At 51.8% G+C, this 17,302-nt stretch carries 22 protein-coding genes and 1 pseudogene; 14 read left to right on the top strand and 9 right to left on the bottom strand.

Translation table 11 applies throughout. The annotated features are described in order from the left end of the window. The first annotated feature begins 1 nt into the window (after window position 1). The 5 genes from NBE99_RS10840 (at window position 2) to gap (ending at window position 4,570) form a co-directional block, all read left to right on the top strand. Window positions 2-538, top strand: a complete 537-nt coding sequence (locus NBE99_RS10840; protein WP_250682079.1) for a DUF2808 domain-containing protein — start codon at window positions 2-4, stop codon at window positions 536-538. A gap of 1 nt (window position 539) precedes the next feature. Further along, the gene (locus tag NBE99_RS10845) at window positions 540-1,436 is read left to right on the top strand and encodes an LD-carboxypeptidase (protein WP_250682080.1); all 897 of its coding nucleotides are present in this window, start codon (window positions 540-542) and stop codon (window positions 1,434-1,436) included. Between the two features lie 151 nt (window positions 1,437-1,587). Next, on the top strand, window positions 1,588-3,135 hold the full coding sequence (locus tag NBE99_RS10850; RefSeq protein WP_250682081.1) for an NAD(P)H-quinone oxidoreductase subunit N: 1,548 nt from the start codon (window positions 1,588-1,590) through the stop codon (window positions 3,133-3,135). Between the two features lie 65 nt (window positions 3,136-3,200). Next, a complete protein-coding gene (locus NBE99_RS10855; protein WP_250682082.1) occupies window positions 3,201-3,524 on the top strand; it encodes a rhodanese-like domain-containing protein in 324 nt (107 codons plus the stop codon). 23 nt (window positions 3,525-3,547) lie between these two features. Beyond that, on the top strand, window positions 3,548-4,570 hold the full coding sequence (gene gap / locus NBE99_RS10860; protein ID WP_250682083.1) for a type I glyceraldehyde-3-phosphate dehydrogenase: 1,023 nt from the start codon (window positions 3,548-3,550) through the stop codon (window positions 4,568-4,570). Here gap and NBE99_RS10865 read toward each other — a convergent pair. Both NBE99_RS10865 and fabD read right to left on the bottom strand, forming a co-directional pair. Next, window positions 4,567-5,202 carry a 1-acyl-sn-glycerol-3-phosphate acyltransferase gene (locus NBE99_RS10865; RefSeq protein WP_250682084.1) on the bottom strand — a complete coding sequence of 212 codons (636 nt, stop codon included), beginning with the start codon at window positions 5,200-5,202 and terminating at the stop codon, window positions 4,567-4,569. The genes gap and NBE99_RS10865 overlap by 4 nt on opposite strands. Further along, the gene (gene fabD / locus NBE99_RS10870; RefSeq protein ID WP_250682085.1) at window positions 5,199-6,089 is read right to left on the bottom strand and encodes an ACP S-malonyltransferase; all 891 of its coding nucleotides are present in this window, start codon (window positions 6,087-6,089) and stop codon (window positions 5,199-5,201) included. The genes NBE99_RS10865 and fabD overlap by 4 nt, the downstream gene beginning before the upstream one ends. A 106-nt stretch (window positions 6,090-6,195) precedes the next feature. On the opposite strand from fabD, the gene rpsP reads away from it, so the two are divergent. The 4 genes from rpsP to NBE99_RS10890 are packed head-to-tail and all read left to right on the top strand — an operon-like array spanning window position 6,196 to window position 8,013. Then, on the top strand, window positions 6,196-6,447 hold the full coding sequence (gene rpsP / locus NBE99_RS10875) for a 30S ribosomal protein S16 (RefSeq protein WP_250682086.1): 252 nt from the start codon (window positions 6,196-6,198) through the stop codon (window positions 6,445-6,447). 3 nt (window positions 6,448-6,450) lie between these two features. Continuing rightward, on the top strand, window positions 6,451-6,804 hold the full coding sequence (locus tag NBE99_RS10880) for a KH domain-containing protein (RefSeq protein WP_250682087.1): 354 nt from the start codon (window positions 6,451-6,453) through the stop codon (window positions 6,802-6,804). Between the two features lie 3 nt (window positions 6,805-6,807). Further along, a complete protein-coding gene (gene rpsU, locus NBE99_RS10885) occupies window positions 6,808-6,981 on the top strand; it encodes a 30S ribosomal protein S21 (protein ID WP_015126245.1) in 174 nt (57 codons plus the stop codon). 9 nt (window positions 6,982-6,990) lie between these two features. After that, window positions 6,991-8,013, top strand: coding sequence for a PhoH family protein (locus tag NBE99_RS10890; protein ID WP_250682088.1), 1,023 nt, complete (start codon window positions 6,991-6,993; stop codon window positions 8,011-8,013). Here the strand turns inward: NBE99_RS10890 and NBE99_RS10895 are convergent. From NBE99_RS10895 to NBE99_RS10905, 3 genes are read right to left on the bottom strand one after another with little or no spacing between them, the layout of a single operon-like run. Continuing rightward, on the bottom strand, window positions 7,958-8,680 hold the full coding sequence (locus NBE99_RS10895) for a superoxide dismutase (RefSeq protein WP_250682089.1): 723 nt from the start codon (window positions 8,678-8,680) through the stop codon (window positions 7,958-7,960). The genes NBE99_RS10890 and NBE99_RS10895 overlap by 56 nt on opposite strands. 43 nt (window positions 8,681-8,723) lie before the next feature. After that, window positions 8,724-9,005 carry a hypothetical protein gene (locus tag NBE99_RS10900; RefSeq protein ID WP_250682090.1) on the bottom strand — a complete coding sequence of 94 codons (282 nt, stop codon included), beginning with the start codon at window positions 9,003-9,005 and terminating at the stop codon, window positions 8,724-8,726. A gap of 46 nt (window positions 9,006-9,051) precedes the next feature. Continuing rightward, window positions 9,052-10,014: a transposase gene (locus NBE99_RS10905; RefSeq protein ID WP_399371026.1), complete on the bottom strand. Its 963-nt coding sequence runs from the start codon at window positions 10,012-10,014 to the stop codon at window positions 9,052-9,054. A gap of 323 nt (window positions 10,015-10,337) precedes the next feature. Here NBE99_RS10905 and NBE99_RS13365 point away from each other — a divergent pair. Beyond that, window positions 10,338-10,980, top strand: a pseudogene (locus NBE99_RS13365) (hypothetical protein). A 224-nt stretch (window positions 10,981-11,204) separates the two neighbouring features. Here NBE99_RS13365 and NBE99_RS10920 read toward each other — a convergent pair. Next, window positions 11,205-11,390, bottom strand: a complete 186-nt coding sequence (locus NBE99_RS10920; protein ID WP_024125509.1) for an NblA/ycf18 family protein — start codon at window positions 11,388-11,390, stop codon at window positions 11,205-11,207. A gap of 204 nt (window positions 11,391-11,594) precedes the next feature. On the opposite strand from NBE99_RS10920, the gene lpxD reads away from it, so the two are divergent. Together lpxD and NBE99_RS10930 are read left to right on the top strand one after the other, a co-directional pair. After that, window positions 11,595-12,638 carry a UDP-3-O-(3-hydroxymyristoyl)glucosamine N-acyltransferase gene (lpxD, locus tag NBE99_RS10925; protein WP_250682093.1) on the top strand — a complete coding sequence of 348 codons (1,044 nt, stop codon included), beginning with the start codon at window positions 11,595-11,597 and terminating at the stop codon, window positions 12,636-12,638. 99 nt (window positions 12,639-12,737) lie between these two features. Next, window positions 12,738-13,697, top strand: a complete 960-nt coding sequence (locus NBE99_RS10930) for a hypothetical protein (protein WP_250682094.1) — start codon at window positions 12,738-12,740, stop codon at window positions 13,695-13,697. Here the strand turns inward: NBE99_RS10930 and NBE99_RS10935 are convergent. The 3 genes from NBE99_RS10935 to NBE99_RS10945 form a co-directional block, all read right to left on the bottom strand. Continuing rightward, window positions 13,694-14,836, bottom strand: a complete 1,143-nt coding sequence (locus NBE99_RS10935; RefSeq protein WP_250682095.1) for a histidine kinase — start codon at window positions 14,834-14,836, stop codon at window positions 13,694-13,696. The genes NBE99_RS10930 and NBE99_RS10935 overlap by 4 nt on opposite strands. 104 nt (window positions 14,837-14,940) lie before the next feature. Next, window positions 14,941-15,267: a hypothetical protein gene (locus NBE99_RS10940; RefSeq protein ID WP_250682096.1), complete on the bottom strand. Its 327-nt coding sequence runs from the start codon at window positions 15,265-15,267 to the stop codon at window positions 14,941-14,943. Continuing rightward, window positions 15,264-16,241 (bottom strand): hypothetical protein, encoded by a 978-nt coding sequence (locus NBE99_RS10945; protein ID WP_250682097.1) that lies wholly within the window; start codon window positions 16,239-16,241, stop codon window positions 15,264-15,266. Before NBE99_RS10945 ends, NBE99_RS10940 begins: the two co-directional genes overlap by 4 nt. Window positions 16,242-16,403: 162 nt before the next feature. Between NBE99_RS10945 and NBE99_RS10950 the strand changes: the two genes are divergently transcribed. Both NBE99_RS10950 and NBE99_RS10955 read left to right on the top strand, forming a co-directional pair. Further along, window positions 16,404-16,703 carry a TMEM165/GDT1 family protein gene (locus NBE99_RS10950; RefSeq protein ID WP_250682098.1) on the top strand — a complete coding sequence of 100 codons (300 nt, stop codon included), beginning with the start codon at window positions 16,404-16,406 and terminating at the stop codon, window positions 16,701-16,703. Between the two features lie 134 nt (window positions 16,704-16,837). After that, on the top strand, window positions 16,838-17,299 hold the full coding sequence (locus NBE99_RS10955; protein ID WP_250682099.1) for a Fur family transcriptional regulator: 462 nt from the start codon (window positions 16,838-16,840) through the stop codon (window positions 17,297-17,299). The last annotated feature ends 3 nt before the right edge of the window (window positions 17,300-17,302 follow it).

Raw genomic sequence — 17,302 nt, forward strand, 5'->3', positions numbered from 1 at the left:
AATGCGACAAATGCTAGCGATCGCCCTTGTTGGCATAGCCGCTTTCACCCCTCAGAGCCTAGGGGTTGAGTTTCCTGATGGTCGGGTGGCCTTTGATCAGCCGCCCATTTTTGTTGAGGCCAATACCCGCTATCCTCAAGTGTGGCTGACGAATACCACCTACAACTTCATTGTGCAGCTGCCGACCACCGCCGGCGAACCCCTTGCCCGTCTTGACATTCAGCAACTGCCCGGCATTGAGACGATTTACTTTTTGCCCCAACGTACCCGTGCTTTTATCGGCGAGCGCTCCCGCCAGCCGATTTCCTTGGGCGAGGTGACCTTTGATGGCAATTCAGCCCGCCTCAACGTAACGTTTGATCCCCCTGTGCCACCGGGGTCGTACCTGCGGGTGGAGGTAGCTCCTGTGCGCAATCCCCAATGGGATGGAACCTATCTTTTTGCGGTGACGGCCTTTCCCCGCGGGGGCGATCGCGCCATGGGTCAACCTATCGGTACAGGGCGCTTACAGTTTTACCGCAATTCAAATTTTTTCTGAGGTGACAGCTTTTGCTACACTACCGCCTCCCCTTCAGCCGGGCGATCGCCTTGCCGTCGCCTTTCCCAGTGGTGTCCTCCGCCAAAGGGAACCTTTTTGGCAGGGAGTGGCCTGTTGGCAAGCTCAGGGCTATGAGGTGATTGTGGATGAGGCGGCCTTTGCAGGCTGGGGCTACCTTGCGGGTTCCGATCAACAGCGGCGCGATCGCCTGCGGCACTTATTGCAAGACGATTCTATTAAGGGCATTCTCTGCGGGCGGGGTGGATTTGGGGCGACTCGTCTGTTGGAGCAGTGGCAGTGGCCAGCGGTATCGCCGAAATGGCTGATTGGTTTTTCGGATATTACAGCTCTGCTGTGGAGCTATGCTGCCCAAGGGGTGGCCGGTGTCCATGGCCCAGTACTCACTACGCTAGCGGCAGAACCCCTTTGGAGTCAGCAGCGGCTTTTTGATCTGGTGCGGGGCAAACCCCTAGAGCCGCTGTTGGGAACGGGTTGGGGAGGCGGTGTGGTGCAAGGTCGCCTCTTAGTGGGGAATTTAACAGTCGCGACTCATCTACTGGCCACCCCTGATTGCCCACCTTTTGAGAATGTGATCTTGGCCCTAGAGGATGTGGGTGAAGCCCCCTATTGCATTGACCGCAGATTGACGCAGTGGCGCCGCAGTGGTGTGTTGCATCAGATTAAGGGGATTGCCCTCGGTCGTTTTAGTCGCTGTGAGGATCCGACCACCCAACCCAATTTTCGGGTGGTTGAGGTTTTGGGCGATCGCTTAGGGGATTTGGGAATTCCGATTGTCAGTGACTTGCCCTTTGGGCATGAGGGAGTTAATGCCGCCTTACCTGTGGGGGTCGCAGCAGAGTTGGATGGCGATCGCGGCTCTTTGCGGGTATCACTATAACAAAGAATAAAAAACAGAACCCTGATCCACAAGTCACCGAGATTGGCAAAAACTAATCCCACCCATAAGCAGAAGCCGATCGCTGGCAAACAATGAAATGAAAGTCTGAGTGATAAGATATGGGGGATTCCATCAAGGCGCGTAAAGAGTTATGGATTTGGTGACACTGGCCGGACAGCTCAATGCAGGCACCATTTTGCCGGAAACCATCGTGGTCGTAACGCTACTGGTCGTCCTCTTAGCAGATTTGATTCAGGGACGCCAAGCCGATCGCTGGACACCCTACTTGGCGATCATTGGGTTAGGGGGGGCAATCGCCACAATGATTCCCCTGTGGACGCAGCCCGACACCGTCAGTTTCTTTGGCAGCTTTATCTCCGATCACCTCAGCCTGTTTTTCCGCGGACTGATTGCCCTTTCAGCCTTGGGCACCATTCTCATGTCCATTCGCTATGTTGAGCAAACGGGCAGTTCCCTCGGCGAATTTATGACGATTCTGTTGACGGCCACGGTGGGTGGCATGTTCATTGCCGGCGCCCAAGAGCTGGTCTTTATCTTTGTGGCGCTAGAGACCCTAAGTATTGCCTCTTATCTGCTCACCGGCTACACAAAACGCGATAGCCGCTCCAACGAAGCCGCCTTGAAATATCTCCTGATTGGTGCGGCCAGTTCTGCCATTTTCCTCTATGGTTCGTCACTGTTGTATGGCCTCTCTGGTGGGCACACCCAATTGCCAGAAATTGCCCAAGCCCTCTCTGCGGAATCCTTGGGTCTGGTGGTGGCCTTAGTGTTTGTTATTGCCGGCATTAGTTTCAAAATCTCGGCGGTGCCCTTTCACCAATGGACACCCGATGTTTATGAGGGTGCCCCTACGCCTGTGGTTGCCTTTCTCTCCGTTGGCTCCAAAGCAGCTGGGTTTGCCCTTGCCATTCGCTTTTTGACCTTGGCCTTCCCCAGTGTGACTGATCAGTGGCAACTCATCTTTACGGTGCTGGCCATCCTCAGCATGATTCTCGGCAATGTGGTTGCCCTTGCCCAAACCAGCATGAAGCGGATGCTCGCCTACTCTTCCATCGGTCAGGCGGGATTTGTGATGATTGGGTTTGTTGTTGGCACGGAGGCAGGTTATGCCAGTATGCTCTTTTACCTGCTGGTGTACCTCTTCATGAACCTTGGTGCCTTTACCTGTGTCATTCTCTTCTCGCTGCGCACCGGCACCGATCAAATTAGTGAGTATGCGGGTCTCTATCAAAAAGATCCGCTGCTGACCCTAGGACTAAGCCTATGCCTGCTTTCTCTGGGAGGCATTCCCCCCTTGGCCGGCTTCTTTGGCAAAATCTACCTCTTCTGGGCAGGTTGGCAGGCGGGTGCCTATGGTCTCGTCTTGCTGGGTCTATTGACGAGTGTGATCTCGATTTACTACTACATTCGTGTCGTCAAGATGATGGTGGTCAAGGAACCCCAAGAAATGTCCCTCGCTGTGCAAAATTATCCACAGATTTCTTGGTCAACCTTTGGCATGCGTCCTTTGCAGGTGGGTCTGGTCATGACCGTTATTGCTACCTCCTTGGCAGGAATCCTCGCCAATCCCCTCTTCAACTTGGTGAATACGGCAGTGTTGGATGTGCCCCAAGTAGCTAATCAACCAATGGCCACAGAGATTGCCTACCAAGGGATGCTACCAGCAGAAAAATCTTAAGGATGATTTCACCGTGATCCCGAAGCTCTCTTCCTAGAATTTAAGGGGAAGCAATGCTAGGACAAATGACAGTGAAGGAACTGGCCGCACGCCTTGCTACAGAGGTAGAGACACTCCAACTGATTGACGTGCGCGAACCCGCAGAGTGGGACATTGTTCACTTACCACCCTTCACGCTGTTGCCCCTAAGTGAATTTCCCCAGTGGTCTCCCCAAATTCGTCAACTATTTGATCCAGATCGGGAAACCTTGGTCCTCTGTCATCATGGTGTGCGCTCTGCCCAAATGGGGTACTGGCTCATTCAGCAGGGCTTTCGCAATGTCAAGAACATTGTGGGTGGTATTGATGCCTATGCTGCGGCAGTGGATCCAAGTCTTCCCCGTTATTAGTTGATTGTCTTGGGAGAGTTTTCATGACGTTGAAAGTCGGTATTAATGGCTTTGGTCGCATTGGTCGCCTAGTGCTACGGGCAGGTCTTGTCTACGACAATATCGAGTTTGTCGGTATTAATGATCTCGTGCCAGCGGATAACCTTGCCTATTTGTTTAAGTACGATTCCACCCACGGAATTTACCCTAGCAGCGTCAAGGCCACAGCTGAGGGCATTGAAATTGATGGTAAGTTTATTCCCTGTACCGCCATTCGCAATCCAGCGGAACTGCCCTGGGGATCGGTTGGCGCTGACTACATTGTTGAATCTACGGGTCTCTTTACTGGCTATGAGGGGGCGGCTCAGCATCTCCAAGCCGGTGCCAAACGAGTCGTCATCTCAGCGCCCACCAAGGATGCCGATAAGGTGAAAACAATTGTTGTGGGTGTGAATGATGCGACCTTTGATCCGACGGTAGATGTAATTGTCTCCAATGCCAGTTGTACGACAAATTGCTTGGCACCAGTCGCCAAGGTATTGCACGAAACCTTTGGTTTAGCTGAGGGCTTAATGACAACAGTGCACTCTGTCACGGCAACTCAACCCACAGTCGATGGACCGAGCAAGAAAGACTGGCGCGGCGGCCGCGGTGCTGGCCAAAATATTATTCCCGCTTCTACCGGGGCTGCTAAAGCGGTGACACTGGTGTTGCCCGAACTCAAGGGCAAGTTGACGGGCATGGCCTTTCGCGTACCCACGCCCGATGTGTCGGTGGTAGATTTGACCTTCAAAACCGAGAAGGCGACGAGCTATGAAGAGATTTGCGCCGCCATGAAGGCAGCCGCCGAGGGGGAACTCAAGGGCATTCTTGGCTATACCGAAGAGGCTGTTGTCTCCAGTGATTTTATTGGTGATGGTCGCTCCAGTATCTTTGATGCCACGGCGGGTATCCAACTCAATAGCAATTTCTTTAAGGTGGTGGCGTGGTACGACAACGAGTGGGGCTATTCCTGCCGCGTGGTGGATTTACTAAAAATCATGGCTGCAAAGGATGGTCTGCTCTAGCGACCCAAGTCATGGAGACTGTGGATGACTTCACAACAGCGCTGAGTCACGGCTTCTAGGGCAGCGCGATCGCCAGAAGCTGGTGGCGGAATGGGGGCGCCAATGCGCACCGTAATGGGAACAGGTCTTGGGAATCCACCTTTTTTCAGGATCTCTTGGGTTCCCCAAAGACATACGGGCAACAGAGGCGCTTGGGCTTTGGCAGCAATGAGTGCTGCCCCTAGTTTCGGGTCATCAATACGGCCATCCTTGGTGCGAGTGCCCTGCAAAAAGACCCCCACGGCCCAACCTTGGTCTAGGGCGTTGAGGGCAGCCTGTAATGCGCGGCGATCGCCCGCTCCCCGTTTCACGGGATAGGCACCATACCACCGAATCAATGTCCGAAAAATGGGAATTTTGAACAATTCCTCCTTAGCCATCCAAGCCACGGGACGGCGCACACAGTTGGAGATCAGGGGCGGATCAAAGTAACTGGCATGATTGGCCACCACCACCAATGGCCCGCGCAACGGCACCTGATGGGCTCCATAGATGCGCCCCCGAAAATAGGTGTGCAGCAGTGGACTCACCACTGACCATTTGAAGAGATGGTAGAGAATCAAGCTAATCAACGGCTCGCGATCGCGACTCACACTAGGCTCTCCAAACTAGCCATCGTTGCCACACTGGTGACGTTGATCTCTGGGGTGGTGCGTTTCACCAAACCGGCCAGTACAGTGCCAGGGCCGATTTCGAGGGCGTGGGTTACTCCCGCAGCTGCAAGGGCATGGCAAGTCTCTACCCAACGGACAGAACCCGTCATCTGCGATCGCAAGCGTGCCTTGATCACTGCTGCATCCGTTGTCGGTTCAGGTTCGACATTGTTCAAGACGGGAAAGATCGCCTCGTGGAAGGTGCACTCCTCCAGCAGCGTGGCAAACGTGGCTGCCGCCTCTGCCATCAAGGGGGAGTGAAAGGCACCACTCACATTCAAGGGAACTGCCCGCTTCACTTTAATTTTGCCTAGTACCGCGTCCACCGCTGCCGGCAGCCCCGAAATCACCACCTGCCCCGGATGGTTATCATTGGCCAGAACCACATTGGGGGTGCTGGCGATCGCCTCTTGCAACTGCTCGCGGTCAAAGCCAATTAAGGCCACCATCTTACCGTCCCCCGCGGCATTCATCAGTTCGGCTCGCCGCTGCACTAACTTCAGTCCTGTTGTAAAGTCAAAAACCTCCGCCGCATAGAGGGCAGCATATTCGCCAAGACTATGCCCCGCGACAAAGTCCGCCTTTGCCCCCCGTTCCTTGAGGGCATCCACCAAGAGGCTCTCGACGATAAACAAACTGGGCTGGGTATAGAGCGTTTGATCTAAATTGCCGACACGACCGGCACAGCAGTCAATCACCGACCAGCCCAAGACAGCCGCTGCCTGTTCACACCGTTCCTTGGCAGGGGGATAGGCCGTCAGCAAATCCGCCATCATTTCTGGATGTTGCGACCCTTGGCCGGGAAATAACCATGCTGTTTTTGTCATCGGCAGTGCTCAACTCAAACCGCAATCTACTTTACCCGATTTGGGATGTCCGTTATACTAGAAAATTGTCGAGAAAAATCTGCTCCTTTTATCTCCATAGGCTGACATGATTAAACTGCGTCTCAAACGCTACGGCAAAAAACGCAACGCCACCTATCGGATTGTGGCGATGAACAATACCGATCGCCGCGATGGGCGTGCCCTTGAAGAGCTGGGCTTCTATGATCCCATCCGTGGTGAGGTGCGCCTCAAAGAAGAAGCGATCAAGCGGCGTTTGGCGCAGGGTGCACAACCCACAGACACAGTGCGGCGCCTCTTTGTCAAGGCGAATCTTCTCCCCGAAACCGCCAAAAAATAGGCAATGGCTGAATCGGCTGCCCCCAACTATGCCGCCCTCATTCGCTTCCTGCTTGAGCCGTTTATGGAGGCGCCGGAAACGCTACGGCTGCATGCAGAATTCTCTCCTGCTACCTCTCGTATTTGGGTACGTCTGGCATTTGCGGGCGAGGATAAGGGGCGGGTCTATGGGCGAGGAGGGCGCAACCTTCAGGCTATTCGAGCCGTGTTACAAGCGGCGGCTCAAGCTGCGGGTCAGCAAGTTTACTTAGATGTCTATGACGATACCAAAAGTACGCCTAAAATAGATCACCATAGAGGCGATCGCCCACGGCGATCCCATCGTCGTTCTTATCCATCATCAAGGAGGCAAAGTTAGCGCGTGTCTGAAGTGCGTTTAGGTGAAAACGAATCCATTGAGTCCGCTCTACGGCGATTTAAGAAAAAAATTCAAAAGGCGGGCATTCTTTCGGAAGTCAAACGGCGTGAACGCTATGAAAAGCCCAGCCTGCGCCGCAAACGTAAACAGGAGGCTGCCCGCAAGCGCAACCGTTAAGCCTTGGGTATGACCACGAGGGAAAGCCTCACCATTGACCTCCACAGTATTGAGAGTGCGATCGCCCTTGTCGGTGAGCAAGAAGCCAACCTGCGCATCTTTGCCGCCCAAACAGGGGCGACCCTTGTTTTAAGGGGGCGTGATCTCTGTATCACGGGAACGCCAGCCCAAATCCAACTCTGCCAACAACTGATTCAAGACCTCGGTACCCTTTGGCGCGAGGGTAAGCCTGTTTCAGGCGTGGATATTCTGACCGTCCGCCATGCCTACGATACGCAGCAGCGGGAAGCCCTCCAAGAACTGCAACAGGATATTCTTGCGCGCACCCGTCGCGGTGACATTATTCGCGCCAAAACCTTTCGCCAGCGCCAGTATGTCCAAGCGATTCGCAACCATACCTTAACGTTTGGCATTGGACCAGCGGGCACCGGCAAAACCTTCTTGGCCACTGTCCTAGCCGTCCAAGCGCTATTGTCAGGTACCTATGAGCGGTTGATTTTGACACGGCCTGCAGTAGAAGCGGGTGAGCGGCTCGGCTTTTTGCCGGGAGATTTACAGCAAAAAATTGATCCCTATTTGCGCCCCCTCTACGATGCCCTCTACGAGCTAGTGGAGCCGGAGAAAATTAGCAACCTAATGGAGCGGGGGGTGATTGAGGTGGCGCCCTTGGCCTATATGCGGGGTCGTACTCTGAACAATGCCTTTGTCATCCTCGATGAAGCCCAGAATACCACCCCTGCCCAAATGAAAATGGTCTTGACCCGCATTGGTTTTAACTCCTGCTTGGTGGTGACGGGGGACTTGACCCAAACCGACTTGCCGGAGCATCAAATCTCTGGTCTTAGCGTGGCCACAAAGATTCTCAAGGATGTGGAGGGCATTGCCTTTTGCTACTTAACGAAGGGGGATGTGATTCGCCATCCTCTCGTTGAGCGCATTATTGATGCCTACGATCGCCATGAGCAAGCCTTGCTGACTAAGCCAAAAGAGCGCGCATCTGGGCGTAGCGATCGCTCAGATAAGGCCAATTAACCACTTGCCACCACGCCTCTAGGTACTGATCGCGACGGTTGCGATAGGTCAGGTAATAGGCATGTTCCCACAGATCGTTGCCCAAGATCGGCACTTGCCCTTGCATCAGCGGAGAATCTTGGTTCAGTGTGGTGGTAATGGCCAAATTCCCTTGGGGCGTCAGCACAAGCCAGACCCAGCCACTGCCAAAGTGCTTCAGACCCGCCTGCTGAAACTGGGCTTGAAATTCTGAGAATGAGCCAAAGGTGGCTGCAATCGCTGTGGCCAACTCACCTGTGGGTTCACCACCGCCGTCAGGACTCATGCTCTGCCAAAAGAGGGAATGGTTGGCATGGCCGCCACCATGGTTGCGCACGGTTTGTTGGATGGCGGTGGGTAGTTGGCGAATGTGGCGCAGTAGCTCTTCAATGGGAAGACCGTGCCATTGACGATAGGGTGCCAGTGCCTTGTTGAGGGTGTTGACATAGGCCGCATGGTGTTTGTCGTGGTGTAGCTGCATCGTCTCCGCATCAATCACTGGCTCTAGGGCATCGTAGCCGTAGGGCAAAGGCGGCAGCGTATAAATTTCTAACGGCTCACCTTCAGCCACGGCTGGGCGCGATCGCAACCAGAGTGTAGCCGTACCAGCCACCAGTAGGCTGAGGGTTTGACGACGAGTTAGGCGCATAGCGAGTACACAACATCTTCTCGCTAATCGTACCAAGGCAGGATCATTCTTGGCGCAGCAGGAGCTGTTGGGCTTGGCTGGGCGTCAGGAGCTGGCCATCCACTTCAATTTGTAGCACCTTGTTAGAGGATGGTTGCAGCGTCGTACTGGCCTCACGGCGGTCTTTAGAACGCCACTGATTTTGCCAAAGGCGATTCATTTCTGAGGATTCAAAGCCGGTAGTTGGTGAAATCGGATTAAAGATTGGGGGTAGGGGAGTCGCCAACGTGGCCAAGGGATAACATATCCCCAGAAACACCACGCTCAGCAACAGTGGACGAGTCATAAGATCAATACCAGAAGTGTTGAATTCTGCAACAAAACTTAACATCCTAAGTGACAAGTAGCTCTGGCTGCCAATCAAAGCTCCAATGCACTATCGAGCAGCGGCGACTCAGTTCCAGTTGCAAATATCGCAATTTGTCTAATAGCTTCCTGCCAAAGTATTCAGGTATCTCCATTAGCTCTAAAATTAAGTACCCAATCAAAACCATATAAATCTGATTTATCACCCCATTCAAACTCTTCGTAATCAGCTTGTCTAATGATAAATGCATCTTTAGAAACTTCCATAAGTTCTCAATCCCCCACCGATGCCGATACAGCTCACTCACTTCCTCATCACTTAGATGCATTAGATTCGTCGCAATACGAAACTCTGTTCCATGCTCATCAAAAAATTGAACCACTCGGTATCTCTCATGATTGAGCTTCATTCTCATGTTATTCTTGATACGCACAACAAATAAACACTTCCTCTCACTCAGCCGCTCTAAAAATCTCCAACTCGCAAACCCTCTATCCATGATGGCAACGGCATTCTCAGGGATCATTTCTAAAATCTCGTCTTGAAAGCTTAGGTCATGTCTCTCCCCAAAAGAGACTACTGCCTTACCCAGGATGTTCTCTGTTAAATCAAATCCTGTAATTAACTTCACTTGATGGTATTTGTAGAACCAAAAGAGCTTACTCGTCAGGGTAATGACGGTTGAATCAATAGGAAACAGCATCAGACTTGAACAACGATGTCTCTTGCGAGCTTGAGACATGAGATGAGTGTAAATCCTCTCAAATAAGGTGGTTGTTCGAGTTTTGTTCGCCTTGGAAAACGTGGACATATCCACTGTAATCCCCGAATGATTCAAGCGATAAAATAAGGCTCTCATGCTGGTTAATCCTTGGTCGAGAATGTAGGTCAACCAGATTTTGAAGAACAATTGAGAGTTGAGGACGGGGTAGTCGCAAGGGCTGAGCTGCTTGAGAATAGACTTGACAAGAACTGAAAAAGATGCCATAGTAAGCTGATTAATTTTTCTTCTTTTGAGGGAAGAATACGACATTTCTTCCCTTTTTTCTAGCCTCTTAAACTATCTTTCAACACTTCTGGATCAATACCTCTTAGGAGCGATCGCAAATAATTTTTACAGTAGTCTTCTTCTAAGTATTTGTTTTTTTCACCAAGGTTAGCCTTAATTCTTATTATATCCTCTGGGACTAAAGTCCTTTTTGGTTTTTTTCCCCTCGCACTGAAGCGTTGAGGCTACCAAGCTTCTCTATTGTTTCCTAAGTCATGATGGTAGGGCGTACACACCTGTTTTTTGGCAATTATCAATCCAGAATGACACAGGCATACACCCCTGAAGATGTTTGGCGATTATTAGCAGAGCTAGTGGAGGCTCAAAAGGAAACGGATCGGCTTTTTCAAGAGACTGAACGGCGATTTCAGCAGCTTGAACAGCGATTTCAGGAAATGGATCAACGTTTTCAAGAAACAGATCGGCGGTTCCAAGAGACTGAACGCTTATTGCGAGAAGAAGCACGGCAGCTCAACCAAACAAATTGGCAAACTGGGCAATCGCCTTGGGGAGTTTGTAGAGTGGCAAGTACGCCCAGCCGTGTTGCGCTGATTTCAGAGTCGGGGAATTACTGTTTCTCAACTCTACAGCGATGTGATTCTTCAAGACGGCAACGAGAGTTTAGAAATTGATCTGTTGGTGGTCAATAGGGATGAAGCCGTTCTCGTCGAAGTGAAAACAAAACTCGGCCAAGGGGATGTTGATGAACATTTAGAGCGGATCGCGAAATTTCGCCGTCTAGCTCACCAGTATCGTGACACAAAACTCTTAGGCGCTGTGGCGGGGATGATTGTGCCGCCCGAGGTAGCTCGCTACGCTTATCGGCAAGGCTTGTTTGTATTGGCGCAGTCAGGCGATGGGGTGACAATTCTCAACGACCCGCAGTTTCAGCCCCGTGCGTGGTAGGGTTCTGAAAAATGGGCTATAAACCTAAAATGCTGTCGATGAATGAGATTTCAAAAAACTCACAAAAAACTTAGAAAAAAGTGATGGGCGTGATTCGCCGATACAAAACTTTTTCCAGTGTGAAAACTCTTGGGCAAAAAAATTGTGGTGCAGCCCCATATCCCCTACTTGATTCGACGGAGGAAGCAAGGTGGAGAAAGAGGTCCGTCCCACACATTTGTGACCTAGGCAGCGCGTTTGACCAAGGAGCGAATGACGTTGTCTTTCATCATCAATAGGCGAGAGGCTTGCAACAGTAGCTCACGAGCTTCCTGAAGGCTCATGGCACTCACTTGCTCCTCCATCACCCGCATTTGAAACTCCTGTTCAAAGCTCAGGTCAACATTCAGTTCGGGAAAGCGTTGCTCCATAAAACGTACTCCTTACTCCATGTTATCGGGCATACGTGTTAAAAAATATAACAAACACATTGACAAAGTTACCACTCAATGGATATCACTCGTGCAAAGGATAAAATGTTCAGCATGAACGATTTCACTAAATTCTTGATCGGTTTCACAAACGAGACCTGATAGACTGAGCTAAAACTCAGGTTCGATGATGAGGACGGCAAGATGCGGTTGGCAGACGTAGCTGAACGGTTTGGGGCAACCCTCGACTGTCCAGAGCAGGGCGATCGCCCAGTGTTGGGGGTAGCCCCCTTAGAAACAGCAACAGCCACGGATATTTCTTTTTTAGCCAATCCTAAGTACACCGCTCTATTGCGAACCACGGAAGCGGCTGCTGTGTTTGTCCGTCCCGATTTTCAAGGGGAAGCGGCCTGTCCCCTGCTGCGAGTGCCCCATCCTTACCTTGCCTTTGCCAAATGCATTGAATGGTTTTATCCCCAACCCAAACCTACGGCCAAGATTCACCCCACAGCCATTTTGGGTGCCGACGTGGTGTTGGGAGCGGATGTGACGATTGGTGCTTATACAGTGATTGGCGATCGCGTGCGCATTGGCGATCGCACAGTGATTGATAGTCATTGCACCCTCTACGACGATGTGGTGATTGGCTCAGATTGCCGTATCTACAGCCACTGTGCCCTGCGAGAGCGGGTACAATTGGGCGATCGCGTCATCTTGCAAAACAGTGTGGTTCTGGGTAGTGATGGCTTTGGCTATGTGCCTCTGCCGGATGGTCGCCACTATAAAATTCCCCAAGTGGGCACCGTGGTCATTGGCAATGATGTGGAAATCGGTGCCGGCACAACGATTGATCGCGCCACCCTTGGGGAGACCACTGTGGCGAATGGCACGAAAATTGACAACCTGACGATGGTGGCTCACAACTGCACCATTGGTGAAAATGCAATTCTCTGTGCTCAAGTCGGCTTAGCGGGTTCGACCCACATTGGTAATCATGTCGTTCTTGCGGGGCAAGTGGGGGCAGCGGGTCACTTAACGATTGGCGATCGCACCATTGTCTCCGCCAAATCCGGCATTAGTAGCTCTGTCCCCCCAGATAGTCGCATGGGCGGGATTCCAGCAATGGATCAAACGCTTTACCTCAAGGTCTCAGCCGCAGTCAAGCAATTGCCAGATCTCCTCAAACGGGTTCGCAAATTGGAAGCCAAGGTGGCAGAAGCAGATCAACCGTCTAGTCACCCTCTATAGTGGAACTAGGGGCTAGGATCCTAATTCCTAATCGTTCATGGTCATCATTGAGGGTGGGGGGAGGATCAATCCATCACATGAGTTTGCGACACTCAGTTTATGACTCCGCCAGCAGCTATTCGACTACTCCCCAGTGATCAAGAATTGTTCCAAGCGCTCCTTGGCTACCATGAATTGACGACCAAGGAAGAAAAACAGGCGGCCTTACTGTCCTTGCTCCAGTGCGATCGCGCCCAAGTGATTGTCAAAAGTCTTGCCGAAGCTGCCTTTCCCCAAACAGCCTTTAACTTTGCTCTCTGGATGCTCAACCATGACTTGGTGACACTGGATTGGCTCTACGACATCACCTACCGCATTTCCACCCAAGGGTGCCAAGAAACGATTGATCTGCGCTTGCTCTACAGCAGCCTCAAACACTTAAGTCCGGGGGACGCAGCTATTGTCTTGGGTCAAACCGATGCTGCCCTTAAGGCTATTCGCCTTGATGACTTGGATTTAGCAACCTTGGTTACGACATTGGAACCGGGGGTAGCCATTAGTTTGCTCTCTTGGTTTGTTACCTTTAAGAAAATCACCACGGTGGATCTGGAATACATCAGCCAAATTGTCCAAAAGGTGAAACCCACCCCCGAACCGCCCCAAGAGACCACGGAGATTCACTCCCAGCCCCTCGTCCCCGAACCCCATATCATTGAAGTCACCCTTGAGGACAAACTGCTGGACTTAAATTTGCAATTGGGGGGCACAGAAACAGAGATATTGCCGAAAGTTTTGGATCGCTTTTTATTTCGGCGCACCCGTGACGATAAGGTGGTCTATCGCCCAAATACGCAAGTGGTTCGCCTAGCCTGTGCTGGGGAAGAACGCCGTGACATCCCAGTGCCGGTGCGTAGTGCCAAAACATGGCCACCCGGAGTTTATGTGATTTATCGTGAGGGGGAGTCAGTGCAACTGATGCGCCTACCGGATAATGAGTTCTATGAAATTTTGCCCCTTGGGCCTGATCCCTATCTACGTGCGGAAACCATCGCCCGCATGGTCAAGCAAGGTCAGCCCTAGGTATAGACGGGTAGCGTGAAATGAAAGCAACTGCCCTTACCGGGTTGAGAGTCCACCCAAATCTGGCCGTAGTGCATACGGATAATCTGGCGGCAAAGGGCAAGACCAATACCATAGCCTTCAATGGTGCGATCGCGATCAAGGCGAACCGTCTCCCCAAAAATTTTCTCCTGCTGCTCAATGGGAATCCCAGGACCGCTGTCACAGACGGTGACTTGCACCTTTTGGGTCATGCGGTGAAATGCACTCAGGTGAATCTTGCCCCCTTCGGGAGTGTATTTACAGGCATTGTCTAGCAGGTTGACGAGTACTTGACGAATGCGATCGCCATCGCCATAGACCAAGGGTAAATCCAAGGGAATATCGGTGGTAAAGTGCTGCTTTTTACGTTCAAAATTGAGGCGCACATCCTCAACAATTTCTTGGCAGAGTTGTCGCAGATCGAGTTGCCGCGCCATAATTTGTAGTTTGTCTTGGGGCCCGCGCGCCGCTAAGAGTAAATCCGTAATCAGTTGTCCCATCATCTGGGTTTGACTGCGGGCATGGTGAAACAGGCGTTGGATGTCCTCAATATGGAGTTGCTGACTACTCTCTTCTTGAAGGTTGGCTTCTAGGGTTTCAAGGGCAATCCCAACCGCAGTGAGGGGGTTACGCAACTCATGGGCCAGCAAGCCAATAATCCGATCTTTGAATTGCAGTTGTTCCGCAAGGCGATCGCGCTCTTGACGCAGTTGGAATAGCTCATCTTTGAGGCGACCCAGTTCCATAGAACAATCCGACTGTTCCGCTGCCGACTTTTGCATATCCGCTTGGAGGCCAAGGGCAACTTCCCGCTGCCAGCGCGGCCACCAATAGTCTACCTTTTGCAGCAGCTTGCGACCGGCGAGGGTTTGACGCGGTTCAGGACGGACTTTAATCAAGGCAGGCGTGGCAACCAGCCTGTACTCCTCTAGAAGATAGGGTTGCTCACCAATGGGCACCACTTTTAATTCAAAGCTAAAGTTGGAGGGTAGTTGCTGAATGTGGGCTTGAATGGCAGCGGTTTCCTCTTCATCGCCCGGACGATTGGCAACAAACAGGAGCAAACTGAGCGGCGGTGTCGTTTCTTGGGTAGAACTGGCATCCGCAGACGCTTTCATTGAATCACCGGTGAGTATTCTCAAGGGCAATGAATGGCGCTTCCTCTCTGGGAAACACGACAAAGATTAACTAAATGTTAGCGGATTCTCTCCCGCAACCCAACCTAGGATTGCTGGCCATCGCGGCGACCCAGTTCGTAGATCGCGCCCCCAATGGTTGCCATCAGGCCTAAGCTCAAGGCCCAACTTTGACCCAAGCCAATGCTACAGAGAATAAAACAACCTGTCCCCACAAGAATAAAGGGAATTAGCCCCACCATCCCTGCCCAGAATTCGGCACTTTGGTTCGCTTCGCCGCCAAGCCACGTCACTAAGCGCTGCATCAAGGCCTGTCCCGTGGGATAAAACCCCCAATAGAGGGCGATCGCCCAAAGACCAGAGCCAGCAATCGCAATGGGAGAGAGAGAAACCTGCTGCAAATTCGGAATCATAGAACTCCTTGGAAGAGTTTGGGATCAAACATTTCCCGCAAAGATAAGTAATACGGTGTCAACACACTTGTATCATGCTCAGCGGCACGGGTTTGTATTTCCTTACCCAAAAGGTGCACCATTTGAAACACCAGCTCCCATGTTACGTTCAGGCAGGGATAGAGCATTAGACAGAGGGGAAAAAGCTCCCGTTGCAGTGCGTCAAGACTTTGCTCCAAAAGACAGACCCAAAGGTAGATTTGGAACATCTCGACATCGCGAATGCTGGAAACACGTACACTGGCTTGGGTCAAAGAGCCACTAAAACAGCGGTGCTGGGGGTTGAGTTGGGCGACGCGGTCACAAATGGCGGTGGCGATTGCCGTGCTCTGGGGCAACAGATGACGCACTAAAGCCAATGCCGGATCATTGTAGTCGTAGTTGGCTGCTGCGTTATAGGCACGGTGCAAGGGCATGTAGAGGTGATCATCAATGACCTTGAAGAAACTGCTGAGAATAGGGCGTTGGCTGAGGGGTGCCACCTCCAGCAACAGAACCCCCGTGTGGTGAAACTGCATGCTGACAAAGCCAATCACCCGCGGATCGACGGCGGTATAGCGGCTGCGAATCTCACTAATGACACTAGCCACCTTAGCCGTCATTTGCTGCGTGCCCTTGCCCGCTGCGTAGAGCTTGAGCGTACGCTGGTAAATGTCATGAATGTCCTTGGAGATGCTCCAAGGATCGACGATTTCTGCGGGGATGCCATGGCGAATCATCTCCCCCGCCAAAAACCCTTCCGTGCGCTGCCAAGCCTTAACACTGGCATTGCGCAATTCTGCCAAGAGACGGGGGGCTACCACTGCCGGATCATCCTCAACAAGGGCGGTGGTGGTGAGCTGGGTGATGTAGCGTTTTGCCCAAGCCTGTGCCAGACTGCTCAGGGAACCAGTATCGGGAGCGATCGCGCTCGATCCATTAGTGGCATTGAACATGAGCACCTCCGCCATCTTGAACAGGGCTATAAGCAGAATTGATATTAAGAATTGTAACTTGTTTTAAGCTGATTCTGCCACACTGAGTCACGAACGATCGTTGACCACAACTGCCGATGCCATTAATCTGCCCTATAGCAGCAACACCTTTGGAGAAATTGGATGGACTGGCAATCCTTTGCCGTGAGTTTTGCAATTGTTTTCCTCTCAGAACTGGGAGACAAGAGTCAACTCGTCGCAATTACGTTGGGGAGTAATGCCCGCTCCGCTACCGCTGTCTTTCTAGGCGTGGCTTCTGGCTTGGTGTGTACGACGTTCTTCGGTGTGCTTTTGGGCAGTGGCATTGCCACATTGGTGCCTGTAAAGGTTGTGAAGGCGATCGCTGCCATGATGTTTGCCTTTCTGGGGTTTTATTTGCTCTCTCAAACACCGGCTGACAGCCTTGACAAGGAGCAAATTTGATTATAACCAAAGGATTGATTATCATAGTGACTACAGGTTAGCAAATGGATAACCCTAAAACTGCGATTTAACCGCAATAGGCTACTTAGGTAAGCAAAATCTACTGTTTGAATTTTATTTTTTAGGATAACGCCGTGTTCACGTCTCCTGCTCCCAGTCCCCTACCCCCGATTCGTTCCCTTGAGGATGCGATCGATCGCTGTCAGCGCCTAGGATTGCGCCTCAGTCGGCAGCGGCGTGCCATTCTGGAGCTGCTCTGGGATGCCAAGGATCACCTCTCGGCGCGGCAGATTTACGATCGCCTGAATCAAGCGGGCAAAGACATTGGCCATACCTCTGTGTACCAAAACCTCGAAGCCCTCTCTGAGCATGGCATTATTGAGTGCGTTGAACGCGCCGATGGTCGTCTCTACGGCAATATCAGCGATAGTCACAGCCATGTCAATTGTCTCGATAGCCAAAAAATTATTGACGTTCACGTCGAGCTACCCCCCTCCCTCATTGCTGAGATTGAAGCAAAAACTGGCGTGAAAATTGTTGACTATCGCATTGATTTTTACGGTTATCAAAACACTGAGCCGAGTGCCCAAGGATAGCTG

Source organism: Thermosynechococcus sp. HN-54 (assembly GCF_023650955.1).
Classification (GTDB): Bacteria; Cyanobacteriota; Cyanobacteriia; order Thermosynechococcales; family Thermosynechococcaceae; genus Thermosynechococcus.